The 16,969-nt window shown below is 45.9% G+C and carries 16 protein-coding genes and 1 tRNA gene; 12 read left to right on the top strand and 5 right to left on the bottom strand.

The window, feature by feature from the left end:
- Positions 1-100 precede the first annotated feature (100 nt).
- On the top strand, positions 101-1,912 hold the full coding sequence (locus GJR95_RS30120) for a MutS-related protein (protein ID WP_162389384.1): 1,812 nt from the start codon (positions 101-103) through the stop codon (positions 1,910-1,912).
- Here the strand turns inward: GJR95_RS30120 and GJR95_RS30115 are convergent.
- Together GJR95_RS30115 and GJR95_RS30110 are read right to left on the bottom strand one after the other, a co-directional pair.
- Positions 1,903-2,793: a DUF2279 domain-containing protein gene (locus GJR95_RS30115; protein WP_162389383.1), complete on the bottom strand. Its 891-nt coding sequence runs from the start codon at positions 2,791-2,793 to the stop codon at positions 1,903-1,905. The two genes, GJR95_RS30120 and GJR95_RS30115, sit on opposite strands and share 10 nt — an antisense overlap.
- Before the next feature lie 323 nt (positions 2,794-3,116).
- Positions 3,117-3,192: transfer RNA gene (locus GJR95_RS30110), tRNA-Phe, on the bottom strand.
- A gap of 124 nt (positions 3,193-3,316) precedes the next feature.
- Here GJR95_RS30110 and GJR95_RS30105 point away from each other — a divergent pair.
- The 7 genes from GJR95_RS30105 (at position 3,317) to nadD (ending at position 8,757) form a co-directional block, all read left to right on the top strand.
- Positions 3,317-4,687: a 4Fe-4S dicluster domain-containing protein gene (locus GJR95_RS30105; RefSeq protein ID WP_162389382.1), complete on the top strand. Its 1,371-nt coding sequence runs from the start codon at positions 3,317-3,319 to the stop codon at positions 4,685-4,687.
- A gap of 42 nt (positions 4,688-4,729) precedes the next feature.
- Entirely contained in the window at positions 4,730-5,533 is an 804-nt protein-coding gene (locus tag GJR95_RS30100; protein WP_232540903.1) for a (Fe-S)-binding protein, read from the top strand.
- Positions 5,534-5,613: 80 nt separating this feature from the next.
- On the top strand, positions 5,614-6,126 hold the full coding sequence (locus GJR95_RS30095) for a hypothetical protein (protein ID WP_162389381.1): 513 nt from the start codon (positions 5,614-5,616) through the stop codon (positions 6,124-6,126).
- Positions 6,127-6,373: 247 nt separating this feature from the next.
- Complete coding sequence (locus tag GJR95_RS30090; protein WP_232074101.1) at positions 6,374-7,054, top strand: sigma-70 family RNA polymerase sigma factor; 681 nt, start codon at positions 6,374-6,376, stop codon at positions 7,052-7,054.
- Positions 7,055-7,182: 128 nt separating this feature from the next.
- Positions 7,183-7,425 (top strand): hypothetical protein, encoded by a 243-nt coding sequence (locus GJR95_RS30085; RefSeq protein ID WP_162391917.1) that lies wholly within the window; start codon positions 7,183-7,185, stop codon positions 7,423-7,425.
- Between the two features lie 92 nt (positions 7,426-7,517).
- Entirely contained in the window at positions 7,518-8,117 is a 600-nt protein-coding gene (gmk, locus tag GJR95_RS30080; RefSeq protein ID WP_162389380.1) for a guanylate kinase, read from the top strand.
- 67 nt (positions 8,118-8,184) lie between these two features.
- Entirely contained in the window at positions 8,185-8,757 is a 573-nt protein-coding gene (nadD, locus tag GJR95_RS30075; RefSeq protein WP_162389379.1) for a nicotinate (nicotinamide) nucleotide adenylyltransferase, read from the top strand.
- A 21-nt stretch (positions 8,758-8,778) separates the two neighbouring features.
- Here the strand turns inward: nadD and GJR95_RS30070 are convergent, their stop codons facing one another.
- The 3 genes from GJR95_RS30070 to cysS all read right to left on the bottom strand — a co-directional run bounded on the left by GJR95_RS30070 (position 8,779) and on the right by cysS (position 11,840).
- Positions 8,779-9,159, bottom strand: a complete 381-nt coding sequence (locus tag GJR95_RS30070) for a hypothetical protein (RefSeq protein ID WP_162389378.1) — start codon at positions 9,157-9,159, stop codon at positions 8,779-8,781.
- An 81-nt stretch (positions 9,160-9,240) separates the two neighbouring features.
- On the bottom strand, positions 9,241-10,266 hold the full coding sequence (locus GJR95_RS30065; protein ID WP_162389377.1) for a M28 family peptidase: 1,026 nt from the start codon (positions 10,264-10,266) through the stop codon (positions 9,241-9,243).
- A gap of 86 nt (positions 10,267-10,352) precedes the next feature.
- A complete protein-coding gene (cysS, locus tag GJR95_RS30060) occupies positions 10,353-11,840 on the bottom strand; it encodes a cysteine--tRNA ligase (protein ID WP_162389376.1) in 1,488 nt (495 codons plus the stop codon).
- Between the two features lie 259 nt (positions 11,841-12,099).
- On the opposite strand from cysS, the gene GJR95_RS30055 reads away from it, so the two are divergent.
- The 4 genes from GJR95_RS30055 (at position 12,100) to GJR95_RS30040 (ending at position 16,961) form a co-directional block, all read left to right on the top strand.
- Positions 12,100-13,296 (top strand): hypothetical protein, encoded by a 1,197-nt coding sequence (locus GJR95_RS30055; RefSeq protein ID WP_162389375.1) that lies wholly within the window; start codon positions 12,100-12,102, stop codon positions 13,294-13,296.
- 85 nt (positions 13,297-13,381) lie between these two features.
- A complete protein-coding gene (locus GJR95_RS30050; protein WP_162389374.1) occupies positions 13,382-14,299 on the top strand; it encodes a PfkB family carbohydrate kinase in 918 nt (305 codons plus the stop codon).
- Positions 14,300-14,512: 213 nt separating this feature from the next.
- On the top strand, positions 14,513-15,721 hold the full coding sequence (locus tag GJR95_RS30045; protein ID WP_174260244.1) for a glycosyltransferase: 1,209 nt from the start codon (positions 14,513-14,515) through the stop codon (positions 15,719-15,721).
- 562 nt (positions 15,722-16,283) lie between these two features.
- Positions 16,284-16,961 (top strand): TolC family protein, encoded by a 678-nt coding sequence (locus tag GJR95_RS30040; RefSeq protein WP_232540901.1) that lies wholly within the window; start codon positions 16,284-16,286, stop codon positions 16,959-16,961.
- Positions 16,962-16,969: the final 8 nt, after the last annotated feature.

Here is a 16,969-nt window from a genome sequence, read left to right as displayed (position 1 = left end):
CACCATCGTTCAAAGTAGTAGAAAATACGAATAAGGCTTTAAGAATATATACCCTCGCCGTCGGCAGTGGAGACACTGCCGATTTTTTTGTAGTACCGATATGACCACTGAAAATACCTTTCAGGAACGACAACAACAATTTATTAAAGCCGAACAGGTTGCTCATCAACAATACAATCAATTGGCATTTTGGCGCCTTGTCTGGTTTGTGGGCAGTATTATCGTCGTTTGGTTACTAATTCGGATCGATCAGCAATTGGGAGCCGCCGTAAGCCTCCTGATTGGCCTGGCAGGTTTTCTGTTTCTGCTAAAAAAGCACCAGTCAATTCGCAATGAACGTAACCTGAATCATCATCTGGCCTTTGTTAATCAGGATGAAGTCGCTCGGCTCAAACGACAGTATTTAAGGCCAGAATCCGGAGATCAGTTTGCTAATCCAACCCATTTCTACTCGGGTGATCTGGACGTCTTCGGCAAACATTCGTTGTTTCGGTTGCTTAATCGCACCCATACCTACGAGGGCCAGAATCGGCTGGCGTCATGGCTTCAGACGCCTGCCGGTCCCGATGCAGTCAGGCTTCGACAACTCGCATCGGTTGAGCTAAAGACAAAACTCGATTGGCGACAGCAGGTTGAGGCTTTAGCCTATTCAGAAGAAACGATTACACGCTCGCCGGAAGCGCTTGTGAAATGGGCAACGGCCGACGTTCCGCCTTTACCGGCTTATCTCAATAGTGTACGGTTTTTATTCCCAGCGATTACACTAGGTTTATTCGTGGCCTGGCTAATGGGCTATTTACCCGGCCTGGCTGTGCTGCTTGCGTTGGCCGTTCATGGCGGAGTGCTAAGTCAAACGTCGGCGCGAGCGAAGGAAGTAAGTGAACAGACATTCGAGATTTCGGCTGCATTACGATCATTCAGGTCTTTGTTTCAACATGCTGAACAACTGAAGGGTGAAGCCTTACGGCTACAGGCCATTGGGGAAGCCTTAAAATCAACCGATCAGTTGGCCTCGGAAGCAATTGGGCAACTATCGCAACTGACAGAAGGACTGAACTACCGACGTAATCCCTATTTCTACCTGCTTTTTGGTATTGTTACCTTGTGGGACGTTCATTACCTGTTCCGGCTTGAGCGTTGGCGAAACGAACACGGCCCCCATCTCAGCCGCTGGTTCGATGCATTGGGCGAGCTCGAAGCACTTAATAGTCTGGCTGGGTTTTCGTATGCGCACCCAACTTACGCTACACCAGATATTATTGATGGTCAATTTATTCTGGATATAAAATCGGCAGCTCACCCCCTGCTGCCACCCGACCGAAGTGTTGCTAACTCCCTCGCTCTAACCGGCAATGGACAAACTATATTGATCACGGGCTCGAACATGTCGGGGAAAAGCACGTTCCTGCGTACCGTTGGGGCAAACGTTGTGCTGGCTCTGGCAGGTGCAGTCGTGAGCGCAGAAGGGTTTGTTTGCTCGCCTGTACGGGTGTTTACGAGTATGCGTACGCAGGATTCACTCGAAGAGAGCACATCGTCGTTCTACGCTGAATTAAAACGATTACAGACGCTTATCAGCCTGTCAAAGCAACCAACGGCCCGCCTGCCGGTATTGTATTTCCTGGATGAAATTCTGAAGGGGACCAATTCCGCCGATAGACATCGGGGAGCAGAAGCCTTGATCAGACAACTACACCGCACAACGGCATCGGGTTTTGTATCGACGCATGATCTTGAACTCGGACAGCTTACAGATTCGAGCGATTTTGTCCGAAACTACCATTTTCAGTCCGATCTTCACAATGGCGAATTATTGTTCGATTATAAACTTCGTAATGGTATCTGTGAGAGCTTCAATGCCAGCCAGCTAATGCAGGCAATTGGTATTGAAATCGATGCTCTTCAGAAGTAAAGCCAGTGCCAGTGTACTTTCGGTCCAATTTGTAAAGTGGGCGTTGGAATCTTTATATATTTGATTATTCCCAGCAGTAATCGGGTGGCTGTACTACGAGGTTTTAAAAGCTTAATCAGGTTTATATCGGTGGATAAATACCATTCGTGTCGCCCGCCCAGACCGTCGTGGCGGATGCTCCAGCTTTCGGCTTCCAACCCCAAACCAATTGATAATTGTAGCCAGTCGGGCCAAATTTGCCGCCAATGTTGACCACCGAAATGTTCGGGCGAAAACGAGAGCCAGTACGTCTGATTCAGATAATCGTCAATGGAGAATCGTTGTCGGGGAATACCGCGCTCGTCGAAATATTTTGATGTCTTTTGCCAGTAACTAACCTTCCACTGTGAATCCCGCAGAAATCCCGATCGGTGTTGTGCCATCGGCCAGAAGCCACCAAGTGTGCCAGCTGCAACATCTCGCCAGCTGAAGCCATAGGTTGGCGAATAGGCGTCTTTCAGCTCAATACCCAATTCCACGAAAGCTGCCGATCCCAATGCCAGCCATTCGGCTTTCTTTTGGGCAACACCAGCCCAGCGAAACGCATTGTAGTAAGCTTCTGAAACAAAAATACCACCTGCCAGATGAGCAACTTTATCGAGGCCACTGGCATACGTTAAATCCCGTCCTTTATCGAAATGGAAAGGGACACCCCCCCCATTCCACCATGTTCGTTCAAGATAGACATACGTAGACCCAAGCGTGAGTAATGACGTTCCTCCTACGGCCCATAAACAGCCTGCTTTCGGTATACGAATGCGAATCTGACTACTATCAGGTAAAACAGGTAAAGAGTCAGGGAATGACGCATTTAGAACAGCTACTAAAAATAGAGCTTTCAAACGTTTGGTGGATTAATAGCTAAAAAATGCAAATAAAGTTACATATCGCTGATTTACATTAATTATGAGCAAAAGATATTCTTACATAAGGGCGAGATAGTGTGAGAATTATACGGTTCTATAGGCGTAGAATCCAAAACAACCCATCCTTCTACTTGTAAGATTTATGGAAAGCAGTATCTTTGCCAAGACGACAAATAGTATGCACGCATACTATTTGTCGATGATCTGAATTTGTGGAGAAGGAAGCTAATTGCCGAAATTAACGGGAGCTATAAAGACAATAAAAAAAGCCTTTCCGATTGGAAAGGCTTACGTTAAGGTGGTGGTGATGGACGGAATCGAACCGCCGACACAAGGATTTTCAGTCCTTTGCTCTACCAACTGAGCTACATCACCTAAACGTGGGTGCAAAAGTACGTGGTTAGTGCGGTTTTGCAACATATTGACGAGTTTTTTTTTATTAAAGTACCGTTTACCGAATCACTTTGCTGATTATCAGGCGAAACAAGTCCCTAAACGAATGGAAATATTTCAACAAATTTTATTCGTCGCTGCTCTGGCTGCGACGGCCTGGTTCATAACCAAACGAATTCAACTCATTTCACGGGCGATTAAACTTGGTCGGCCAGAGAATCGCTTTGACCACCCCGACGAACGATTAAAAACAATGCTGTTGGTGGCATTTGGCCAAAAAAAGATGTTTACCAATCTGCTGGTTGGCAGTATGCATTTTGTTATCTACGCCGGATTTATCATTATCAATCTTGAGATTCTGGAAATTATTTTAGATGGTATTCTGGGCACGCATCGGCTGTTTGCTCCCTATATTACGCCCATCTATCCGATCCTGATCGATGTATTTGAGGTTCTTGCCTTTGGGGTCCTGGCGGTCTGTGTTGTATTTCTGTGCCGTCGGTTTATTGCACGGGTTAGCCGTCTACAGGCTGAACGACACCGTGAATTGCGAGGATGGCCGATTTCTGACGCAACCCTTATTCTGACGGCCGAAATTTTTTTGATGATTGCCTTCCTGACCTGGAATGCATCTGACAGCGTATTACGCGATCGGGGCGTAGGGCATTATGGTGAGCTACAGGGTATTGTTCCTGATTTTTTAGTCAGTCAGTACCTGAAGCCTCTCTTTTTGACTTTCAGCGATATGGCTCTGGTAGCTTATGAACGCACAGCCTGGTGGCTGCATATTCTGGGTATTCTGGCCTTTGCGATCTATGTTACCTACTCGAAACACCTGCACATTGCACTTGGCTTTCCGAACGTCTATTTTTCAGATCTTCAGCCAAAAGGTGAAATGCAGAACATGCCCGAAATTACTAAAGAGGTCCAACTTGCCCTGGGATTGCCCGTCACTACCGATGGATCACAGGTCAATGACAACGGTGAACAACCCGTTGAGGTAGGCCGATTTGGTGCTAAGGACGTGCAGGATCTGAAATGGATTAACCTCATGAATGCCTATAGCTGTACGGAGTGTGGTCGCTGTACGGCCGCCTGCCCAGCTAATATTACGGGTAAAAAGCTGTCGCCCCGTAAGATCATGATGGACACACGTGATCGCCTGGAGGAGATTCAGCGCGGTTGGCAAACGCATGGTAATGAATATAAAGACGATAAATCACTCCTGAACGACTACATAACAGCCGAAGAACTCAATGCCTGCACCACCTGTCAGGCGTGTATAAATGCCTGTCCGATCAATATTAATCCGCTGGATATAATCCTGCAATTACGGCGCTATCGGGTTATGGAAGAATCACAGGCTCCCGCTTCCTGGAATGCCATGTTCAGTAATATTGAGAATAACATGGCTCCCTGGAAATTCTCGCCGAGCGATCGTTTCAATTGGGCCGATCAGGTTAATGACGCTAAATAAGTTTATAGCCGAATAACAGGCTATGAACCTTGAACCAACATCATGACACAGGAAGTAAAAACATACACCGTTCCAACAATGGCCAATATGGCCGCGTCGGGCGAAGAACCGGAAATTCTGTTTTGGGTCGGCTGTGCTGGCTCATTCGATGATCGCTATAAACGGGTAACGATTGCCTTCGTTCGTATTTTAAACCATGTTGGCATTAAGTTCGCCGTACTGGGGCCAGAAGAAGCCTGCACGGGTGATCCGGCCCGTCGTGCCGGTAATGAGTTTTTGTTCCAGATGCAGGCCATGTCGAATATTCAGGTGCTGAATGGCTATAATGTCAAAAAAATTGTGACAGCCTGCCCACACTGCTTCAACACGCTTAAGAATGAATATCCCGAATTGGGGGGAAATTATGAGGTCATTCACCATTCGCAGTTTTTACAGGGACTTATTAACGAAGGCAGGGTTCGGGTTAAGGATGGACAGTCGTTTAAAGGACGACGAATTACGTTTCATGACTCATGCTATCTGGGCCGAGCCAATAAAGTCTATGAAGCTCCCCGCGACGTTTTGGCAGCTCTGGATGCCGATCTGGTGGAGATGAAACGAGTACGGGCCAATGGTTTGTGCTGTGGAGCGGGTGGTGGGCAGTATTTCAAAGAACCGGAACCTGGCAAAAAAGATGTGAACGTAGAGCGCGTTGAGGAGGCACTCGGTACCGGTGCTGACACCATTGCCGTAGCCTGCCCATTCTGCATGACTATGATGTCTGATGGGGTAAAAAATAAAAATCGTGAAGATTCAGTTCGGGTTTATGATATTTCGGAACTCATAGCCCAGGGGCAGGGATTGTAAAAGAATGCTCGAATGGTGAATGGAAGTGATACCTTCCTTGTTAATCAGTCATCGTTCTTAATTCATCCTATATCATTAAAATGTACGTTGACTTTGACAAACTGCCCGATCAGGCCCGCGTATGGGTCTATCAGGCAAACCGCCCCCTTTCGGACGGAGAGGTACGTGTGATCGGAGAGACGTTGAAGCCAGCTCTGAGCCAATGGGCCGCTCACGGTCAGCCATTGCTGGCATCGGCACTGGTTATTGAAAACCGGTTTGTCGTTGTGGGCGTAGACGAAGGCTACAATTTACCAAGTGGATGCTCTATTGATGCATCGGTTCGAACCTTACAGGACATTGGTCGTCAATTAAGTGATAACAGCAGTTCTGTTGATTTTTTTGATCGTTCGGCGGCAGTGCAGGCTGCCAATGGTTCGGTTGCAGTATACCCGTTGCCAACGATTAAAGCTGCCGTTACGGATGGCCTTCTGAATCCTGATACAACTGTATTTAATACGCTGGTTAAAACAAAAGCGGAGTTTTTGGCAGAATGGTATGTCAGAGCTGCCGATTCCTGGCTTAAGCGGTATTTTAAATCTGTAAGAGTCTAAGAACCCGTAGATCAGTAAGAGAATCAGCCGCTGGCCAGATAATGGCTAGCGGCTGATTCGGTTTAACATGGAATCATTCTTAAACGTTCACTGCCAAATCGTCATATTTGATTGATTTTGAGCCGTTTTTTGAACAAAGGATTGATTTTTGCAGTCAAGTGCTAATACGACTCAACGAATTGCTTGTGTATAATTATCGAATTCGTTGAGTATTGCCGACGGTAAAAGGCAATTAACTCTTACTTTTATGGCGACCATACAAGAAGTTATGTCAGATACGCCAACTCGCGACGACGACCAATTGCTACCCGACGGCGATCCTATTGACCAGCCCTCGGCCGACACACCTGCCCGTGGTTATACCGATGAGCAGAAGTATCGGATTTTCAACAAGGAGTTCATGCCCCACATTGACTCCATGTACAACTTTGCTTTTCGCCTAACAACCGACGAAGACGATGCCAATGATCTCGTTCAGGATACTTATTTAAAGGCATTTCGATTCATTTCGTCCTTTGAGCAAGGAACTAACGCAAAGGCATGGCTGTTTCGGATTCTGAAGAACAGCTTCATCAACGATTATAGAAAAAAGAGTAAGGAACCAGCCAAGGTAGATTATCAGGACGTTGAAACGACCTATAATTCTGAAGATGCCGAGGCTGAGCATACCGTCGACCTGAGGGCCGAATCCGTTTCTGATCTGATCGGTGACGAAGTGGCAACAGCCCTGAATTCGTTGCCGGTAGATTTTCGGACAGTAATTATTCTTTGCGACATTGAAGGATTCACGTACGAGGAAATGGCCAAGATTCTGGACATTCCTATCGGTACAGTTCGATCTCGTTTACACCGTGCCCGGAACCTATTGAAAGAAAAATTGCGTGATTACGCATCATCAATGGGTTATAATGAAGAAAATGAAGAATAAACCGAACTTTTTCTACGCATATTTTGGTTCTGCTAGTAACTTAACGTATTATTATTCTTGGAATAAATAAAACTTTTCCAATGCAAACGTCGTTACCATCGTCATCTTCATCCAACGCAAAGCCTGAGATGAAAGAACATTGCAGTCACAGGACAGACTGCCTGAAGATGATTCAATTAATTCTGGACGGGGAGGCAACCGAGCAGCAGCTCGCCAGATTAAAGGTCAATCTTGAATCCTGTAAACCTTGTATCGAGATGTACCATCTCGAAAAAGAAGTAAAAGAATTATTGACCAAGCGAATGGAAAAAAAGTGCTGCCCCGATCAGTTGGTGGCGACGATAAAATCTAAAATCCTGAGTTTCAGTTAGTAATTATTATACGAGTTGGGGTAATTAAGGAAATGCTTTCATAGGCAGCCTTAATTACCCCAATTTATTTACCCAATTAATCATCACCCACTTTGGACGGTAAACTTATCATTTTTTCAGCCCCTTCTGGCTCCGGGAAAACAACGATTGTCAAGCATTTGCTAGCCGAGAACGATAATCTCGGCTTTTCCATTTCGGCCTGTACGCGCGACCGCCGGGGGCGAAGCGAAGAGAATGGTAAAGATTATTATTTCCTCACGCCAGAAGAATTTAAGCAAAAGATTGACAACGATGAATTTGTGGAGTGGGAAGAAGTTTATACGGGTGCTTTTTATGGGACGTTAAAATCAGAAATCGAACGCCTTTGGGCCAACGGTAAGCATGTTCTGTTCGATGTTGACGTGCAGGGCGGCTTAAAGCTAAAAGAGTATTACGGCAATAAAGCGCTGGCCGTTTTTGTACAGGTTCCCAATGAGGAAACACTTCGCCAACGTCTGATTGGGCGTGGCTCGGAAACGGAAGAAAGCCTGTCAAAACGATTATTCAAAGTCCATTTTGAAATGAGCTTCAAGAATCGCTTCGATGTAATTCTGGTTAATGATGAGTTAGATACATCGCTGGAAAAGGCACAGAAACTCGTCGATGATTTCGTCCTGGAAGGCAAGGCACCCGCTAAAGGAACCGTTATATAATCGAATTGGGGGTGGGAAGTAGGGGTGAACATCGCTACTTATACCTTATTTCCTGCTCATTGCTCCTATGAAAATTGGCTTATTTTTCGGCTCGTTTAATCCTATTCATATTGGCCATTTGATTATTGCCAACACAATGGCCACCACAACAGACCTGGAGCAAGTGTGGTTTGTGGTTTCTCCCCAAAATCCCTTCAAAAAGACAAAGAGCCTTCTGCATGAGTTTGATCGGTTCGATATGGTTGAGCGAGCTATTGCCGACAATAGCCGTTTGAAAGCGACCGATATCGAGTTTTCAATGCCCAAGCCTAGCTATACGATCGATACGTTAACCCGGCTCAGTGAAAAATACCCGCAGCATACGTTTACGCTCATAATGGGGGAGGATAATCTGGAACAGTTTGCGAACTGGAAAAACTACAACAAAATTCTAGAGTACTACGGCCTGTATGTTTATCCACGGCCTCGTGCGCAGGAAAGCCCGTTTAAAGCCGATCCGAATGTTCGGCTGGTCGAATCGCCATTGTTAGACATATCGGCAACGTTTATTCGTGACAGTATCCGTTCCAATCGCTCGATTCGATACATGGTGCCGGATGTGGTAGAAGAAATGATACTCCGGAAGAAGTTTTACGTATAATCTAGCTGGAAGTCAACTTATTCACGGTAAACCGTTCTGAAAGGTAATTTCAGTGGCGAGGCCGATTGCGCTCATGCGGATGGCCACTGAGCGACTGGTTGATTTGCCGCTTGGTGTATTGCAGTGGGCCCCTTTCTCCAGAAAATAGATGTAAAATTTCTGATTACGATCCTCAATCTGATTGATATCAGGTCGGCCCAGCAAATCCCCAATTGTGTTGGCTGTTTTCCCTTTCAGGTTCTGAATTTCAGCCTTAAAAGCTGGAACGAGCGTCGCCCGAACGCCGTTGCAACCACCCCTGTCACTACGCCATTTTTTTAGATCCAATTTGCCAAACTGATCAGGAACAGTACTACAGCCGGATAGTAGAATGATCGTGAATACTATATACAGAACCTTCATGATTTTTCTAGTTCAACACAAAGGCACACAAAACGCTGAAGTTATTTGTCTCAGCGTTTTGTGTGCCTTTGTGTTCATTTATTATTGCTCATTATAGAGCACTTGCAACAGGGTTTGACCGACCGCTTTAAGCGTACCACGGTCAATGTTACTCATGTTATCTTCGGCGGTGTGCCAGGCCGGAAAGAAACCGCCCGTGCCAATGTTTGTATGAATAATATCAATCATTGGAATCTTGGCGATGGTATTGGGCGCAATGTGGTCGTCGGTGATCTGACCGCCCTGCGTATCGACGAAATACTGACTGTAACCCGATCGGCTGGCCGTTTGCCAGACATTATTAACTACCGATGGGGCAAATTGCATGGAGAAGCCCTCTTTCGCAAAGGTGGCTCCTTTGGCGCCAACCATATCTAACAAGATGCCGTAATAGGCCGAATAGCCAGGCTTATGCAGGTTTTTGGCCCAGTAGCGGGAGCCCAGACAGAAACCTATGTAATCATACTGATTGCCGCTTTCTTTCTCGAAGTCGTTAGCTGCTTTTTCGCCATTACCCCAATCTTCCGCATCGAAGAAAACCAGATCGATGCCGACGGTTGGCTTTTGCTGACTCTGTTGAATCGTGCGGGCCAGTTCCAGCAAGACTCCTACACCACTAGCCCCATCATTAGCGGCTGTGACAGGTTTATTTTTGTCGGCCGCGTCGGGGTCCTGATCGGCATGCGGGCGAGAATCCCAGTGCGATGCCAGCACAATGCGTTTGGTGGCTTTGGGATTAATGCTACCGATTATGTTCCGCGCATTGAGTTTTTTACCGTCCCAGGTGGTTGCCACAAAGTTTTGCTCGGTGACTTCACAACCAAACTGCTTCAGCTTTGACGCCAGATAATTGCCCGCCTGAACATGTGCGGGTGTGTTCGGTACACGCGGCCCGAACTTCACCTGCTGGTCAATATAAACATAGGCCGAATCAGCGTTAAAGGCCGGAGCAGAAACCATGACCGGTTGTTCAGTGGTCTGCGTCGTTTCAGACTGACTCTGTTTGGTTCTGCAGGAACTAAAAGCCAGCAGGAAGGCTAGGACAGAAAGTGTAATAGGCTTAATCATTCAGCTAGAGCTGGGCCAATTTCCAGATCGGCCCATATTATTGATCACATCTAATTCATGGGCCAGCCTGAAGCCTGACCCAGTCGTTATTCTTCGTAGGCCCAGTCGATCTGGTGTTTCATGTCTTTGATTGCCAGGCCCTGCGCTTTAAAATACGAACGAATCTGATCTACTTTATCGTACTGCTTTTGTTCTTTATACTCACGATAAAGCGTCAACAGACCTTCCAATACAGGCTGATTATCAGTTCCTTCTTCGAGTAGACCAAGTACATCCTGCATAAACGACACAAACGACTCTTTAAGCAGATTAAAGACCTCTTCGCCTAAGGTTGCCGATTGAAGTTGGTTCAGATAAATCATGTTGATGTACTTCAGCAGGGTGAACAACTGCGCAATACCGACGGCCGTATTGAGGTCGTCGTTCATCGCGTCAAAAAACTGCTGTGCAGCCTGCCGAATATCCTGCTGCTTGTCTTCGCTCGGCACAATGGTTTCGTCGGGTTGGTAGGTTAAGGTTTTTACAACCCGTAAGCCATTGGCCAATCGACGATAGCCTTTCTGTGCCGCTTTCAGCGCTTCGTTCGAAAAGTCGAGTGTGCTGCGATAATGCGACTGAAGCATGAAGAAACGTACCGTCATGGGGCTATACGCCTGTTCCAGCAGGTAATGACTGCCTGCGAACAATTCGGCAGGCAGGAAAGAGTTGCCCAGCGACTTCGACATTTTCTGGCCATTAACGGTCAGCATATTTGAGTGCATCCAGTAGCGTACAGGCTCAAGACCGGTTAGGCCATCGCCCTGCGCAATTTCGCATTCATGGTGCGGGAATTTCAGGTCCATACCACCCCCGTGAATGTCAAACTGCTTGCCCAGATACTTCGTGCTCATGCAGGTACATTCCAGATGCCATCCGGGAAAACCTGCACCCCAGGGCGAATTCCAGCGCATCAGGTGCTCGGGGGCCGCCCGTTTCCAGATGGCAAAATCAAGCAGGCTCCGTTTTTCGGACTGACCGTCCAACTCACGGGTTTCATTCAGGAGGTCATCCAGAATTCGGCCGGAGAGTTTGCCATAATTACCTCCCCGCTGATTATACGTTTCGATATCGAAATAAACCGAGCCGTTTGATTCATAGGCCAGCCCTTTGTCCAGCAAGGTTTGCACGGCTTCAATCTGCTCGACCATATGGCCCGTAGCAGTGGGTTCGATACTGGGAGGAATGGTGTTAAACTGCCCCATCACCGTATGGAAATCGTTAGTGAACCGCTGAACGATTTCCATTGGTTCAACTTTTTCCAACTTAGCCATACGACCGATTTTGTCCTCACCATCGTCGCCATCACCAACCAGGTGGCCCACATCGGTCAGGTTGCGGACATAGCGAACTTTATAACCAATGAATGTCAGGTAACGGTATAGCGTATCGAAGGTCAGAAACGTACGGACGTTGCCGAGATGAACGTAATTATAAACTGTCGGACCGCACACATACATGCCAACATACGGGGCATTGAGCGGTTCAAACAGTTCTTTTTTACGAGAAAGTGTATTGTAAATATGTAATGGTTGCATCGGTTGATTTACTATTTCTAAGTATACTGACAAAGGACTTGGTTTGCCGGGTTGGCATGGCTAGGAGGGTAAGCCGGTTAGCTACAACAGTAGGTAGTTATGTTCCGTTTTTCCTTTATCAGCATGGCAGAAATGTTCCTGTTCCTGACGGCGAAGTTACGGATTGTTCATCGGAAAACGTTAGCCTACCTAAGGCCGCCCGACTGCTTTTGTCTATATTCGCGCTTTGTTTCGAGAATTTCTCCGCTTAGGCTCAGTAATGCAGGTAGTTGAGGTTGGCGCGAATGCCAAATATCAGAAAGAATTTATTGAATTTCCCGTGCGGCTTTATCGCAACGATCCATGCTGGATTCGGCCATTGGATACGGACGTGGAAGAAGTGTTCGACCCAGCCCGTAACAAGCGGTTTGAGCATGGCGAGTGCGTGCGCTTTTTGTTGCTCAATGATGCAAACGAAACCATTGGGCGAGTGGCAGCTTTCATTGACTATGAACTAGCCAATCTCGACAATGACCAACCGACAGGGGGGGTAGGTTTTTTCGAATGTATCGAGGATCAGCAAGCCGCACTGGCACTTTTTAAGGCCGGGCAAACGTGGCTTCAGAGTCGGGGAATGGAGGCTATGGATGGTCCCATCAATTTTGGTGATCGCGACCGCTGGTGGGGTTTGCTGGTCGATGGCTTCGAGCGGGAGCCAAACTATTGCATGCCCTACACCAAGCCCTATTATATTTCTTTCTTCGAGAATTATGGTTTCAAGGACTATTTCAAACAGTTTACGTTCGGCATTCCAACAACCTGGGCGAAACTGGTCGATATGTCGCAGGCCGTAAAAGACCGTGCTCAGCGTGTTTACGACAACCCTGATTATACCTTCCGGACCATCGACAAGAAACATTTGCCGGCGGCTGCCGAGCAGTTTCGGCATATTTATAATGCTGCCTGGGGCGGTCATAGTGGCGTAAAGGAAATGTCGGCTGAGCAGGCCCAATTGCTCATGCAGAAACTGAAGCCGGTTATTGACGATAAAATCATCTATTTTGCCTATTATCGGGATGAGCCCGTTGCCTTTTTCGTCTGCCTGCCTGAACTTAATCAGATATTCAAGCACGTCAATGGAAAGCTTGATCTGGTTGGTAAACTGAAGTTTATATGGCATATGCTTTTAAAAACCAACCGTAAAGCATTTGGCGTAGTATTTGGGGTGGCTCCAGAACATCAGGGTAAAGGTGTTGAAGCAGCTATTGCGTTACGGATGCCTTATGAAGCCGATCATAACCCTAACTTTCAGTACACGGAGTTAGAAATGAACTGGGTTGGCGACTTTAACCCAATTATGGCGCGATTTGTAAGCCAGTTGGGTTCCAAAATCGTCAAAACGCATATTACTTATCGAAAACTCTTTGACGAATCCAAACCATTTAAACGCTGTCCGGTGATTGGACGAAGAAAATAGGTTTTCAGTTTATAGTGGTCTGTTGGCTGGATACAACCTATCCGCCAGCAAATACTGTAAACTGTGGACCGTAAACCAGAAGAAAATGAGCTTACTTACAGTTGGTTCCGTGGCGTTTGATGCGCTGGAAACCCCATTTGGCAAGACCGACAAGATTATCGGCGGTGCCGCCACCTACATTACGCTATCAGCGTCGTATTTTACGAAAGAGAATAACCTGGTCGCCGTTGTCGGCGACGATTTCCCACAGTCCATGATTGACGATCTCAATCAGCATGGCGTCAATACGGAGGGGTTAGAAATCAGAGTAGGGGAGAAGACCTTCTTCTGGTCGGGCAAATACCATAACGACATGAACAGCCGCGATACCGTGGAAGTGCAGTTGAACGTGATGGAAAATTTTGATCCTATCATTCCTGAATCGTATCAGGATTGCCAATACCTGATGTTGGGTAACACAGCACCCGCTATTCAGCAGATGGTCATCGAACGGTTAGAAAAGCGGCCCAAGCTAATCGTACTCGATACCATGAACCTCTGGATTGAGATCGCTAATCCTGACCTGATGAGTCTGTTAAAGCTTGTCGACGTACTGGTTGTTAATGATGAAGAAGCCCGACAACTAACCCGTGAATATTCTCTGGTGAAAGCAGCGGCTAAAATTCATACGCTAGGGCCAAAAACGGTTATTATTAAGAAGGGAGAACATGGTGCTTTACTTTTTAATGAAGACCGAATATTTTTTGCTCCCGCGCTCCCGCTCGAAGAAGTGTTTGACCCAACGGGAGCGGGCGATACGTTTGCTGGTGGTTTTATTGGCTATCTGGCAAAAACGGACGACATCTCCTTCGATAATATGAAACGGGCCATTATTTATGGTTCAGCTATGGCTTCGTTCTGTGTTGAGAAATTCGGTGCTGAGCGAATCATGAACCTGGCTCAGTCCGAAATTCAGGAGCGCGTCAGTGAATTTGTAAAGCTATCAGCCTTTGGGCTGGAGTAAATCAGGGCCTGCCTAAAGTTGTACCAGACCTAAGAATCTGGTACAACTTTAGGTGATTTAGATTTAAATTATTGTTTAAAAAGACTTATTCTTGTTACTAATATTGCTGGTTGGGGACTATTAATGGGTAAAATTTGATTGTATATTGATTATAATTACGCTGAAAGCTTTAATGGTCTAAAAAAAGCTTGTAATTGATGAAATTTATTAATCATGGCTATAGTCTACTTTATATACCTCTTTTTTTTAGGTTACCTGGCACTTAGCGTAGTCTATCTGGCGGTATTTGCGATTGCCGGTCGTCTTGGCCGGGCCGATGATAAGTACCAAACTGGTCAGCAACAGGACCATAAAAAGATAGGTGTATTAATCCCGGCTTATAAGGAAGATGCTGTTATTGTTGATTCGGTACGGGCCAATTTGAAACAGGACTATCCTGCCGACCGCTTTGAATTGATTGTCATTGCTGATTCCTTCCAGCCGCATACATTAGAATTATTGTCAACGTTACCCATCCGGGTAATTGTGGTTTCTTTTGAGGTTTCCACAGTAGCTAAGGCTATTAACACGGCACTTGCGCAAATTCCAGATCATCAGTATGACATTTTAGTCGTGTCGGACGCCGATAACCACATGGCACCCGATTTTTTAAGCCGTATAAATGCCGCTTTTGGGCAAGGCTGGAAAGCAGTACAGGGTCATCGGGTCGCTAAAAATACAGATACAAGCGTGGCCGTACTGGATGCGATTAGCGAAGAGATTAATAACCATATATTTCGGAAGGGAAGCCGCGCGCTGGGGCTGGCTTCGTCAATTATTGGCTCGGGAATGGCTTTTGATCCGGTTTTGATGAAAACCGGTATGGCTAACTTGCATACGATGGGAGGCTATGATAAAGAGCTGGAAATGAACATCGTATTGAGTGGCAATAAGATCGGCTATCTGGAAGATGCCTTTGTTTATGATGAAAAGGTAGCTCAGCAGGCGGTATTCGAAAATCAACGTACTCGCTGGATTGCTGCCCAGTGGCAATTCCTGAAGTTTTATTTCAGACGGGGAGTAACGGAATTTGTGAATGGACGAATGTCGAGTGCATTCAAAGTTATTCAGGCACTTGTTTTGCCCAGGGTGATTTTGCTGGGTGTACTTGGGCTTTGTACACTTCTGGGTTTGTTGGGTTCTGACCCTATTTTATGGCGTATGCCACTCTTATCGTTACTGATTCTGATTACAAGTCTGATTATTGCTGTTCCCGGCTATTTATGGAAACGGGTTACTATGCGGGAAATAATGCTTGTTCCGGTATTGATGTTACGTTTTGCCCGTGCTATTTTTAACATCCGGAAAGCCTTTAAAAGCTTTATGCACACGCCCCATACCAGTTCGCCGGAAAAGCCCGCAGATCCAGCACGAGTCCCCTGATTATTTACTATAGGGTAGCTTATACCGTGAATGCATAAGCCCTATATTTATTAAACGTACAAAGTATGTAGTATTGGTAGCTATATAAAGGGCATTAATTTTCTGAGGATGAGAGTCATAGATAACTAATTTGTATTTTTCTATGACCTTCATCCTCAGGCTTTTTGTACATAGCCAGTTCATCTCCTGAAAATTAACTCAATGACAACTTCACGGTATAATACTAAAATAGTCTAAGCTAAGTATGTGACACAGCGTGCAAAAACTCGTCAAAAGTTTAAGAGAGTCTACTAGATGGACAGATAAAGTGGCAAATCTGAACCTTAACGATAGATGATCGGCTAGTTAGTAAACAGTTGCTTTTCGTTTTCGGAGGCTGAGGGGTTCAGACAATTGCTATATGCAAACTTTTTTTAGAATGAAGGTTTATTTTTCCAGACTGTCAATAACTAGATATTATCAGACAAGCCTGATTTTATTATTTAGCCTATTTGTATCGTCAATTTGCTATGGTCAAAAAGCTACTGGTAGAAGGTTAATGATGTTTGGCCAATCATCTGGTTTGGCTAATGATACGGTATATCTTGACATCGATCAGGATATTGCCGTTCAACTAATTCCATTCGATGAGCTGGTAAAAATAGCGATCACCAATTCACCGCTGATTAAATATCAAAATGAGGTTGCTAATTCGCTGGATGCATCCTATCAGGGTACTAAATCGCAGATTCTCCAAAATCTTGGTGGTTCTGCCAATTACTCAGGTGGCAACCAGTCGATTCTTTCATCGGGAGGAACAGTGACCAACCGTGATCCAATAGGTCAAATTGCTAATGGATATCGGGTTGGAGTCGATCTGCGCGTATCGCTCTATGACCTGTTTGGGCGCAAACACCAGATTCGGCAGGCTTATTCGAATTATCGGGCTGCTGTAATACAAAAAGAAACAATTGAACAGCAAATAAAGCGGGAGCTGATCGTCTTGTATCAGGATATGATCACGTCGCAGCAAATATTAAAATTTCGACTTATTGAAGAACAGGCTTCACTGGCCGCTTTTCGAGTTGCAGAACTTGAGGTGCAGAAAGGGAAAATAACCGCTGAGTATTTAGCTAGTGCCACCAGCCGCTATATTGAAACGAAAGCGACAACTGAGCAGGTTAAAGGAGAATTTCTGAAAAATGTTCACATCTTCGAAACGATGATGGGCCTGCCCATTCAACGGTTGAAGCGTAACTGATAGAATAC

The organism is Spirosoma endbachense, assembly GCF_010233585.1.
GTDB classification, from domain to species: Bacteria; Bacteroidota; Bacteroidia; order Cytophagales; family Spirosomataceae; genus Spirosoma; species Spirosoma endbachense.
Note: the sequence above shows the minus strand (reverse complement) of the source record. Positions and strands in the feature narration are given on the sequence as shown.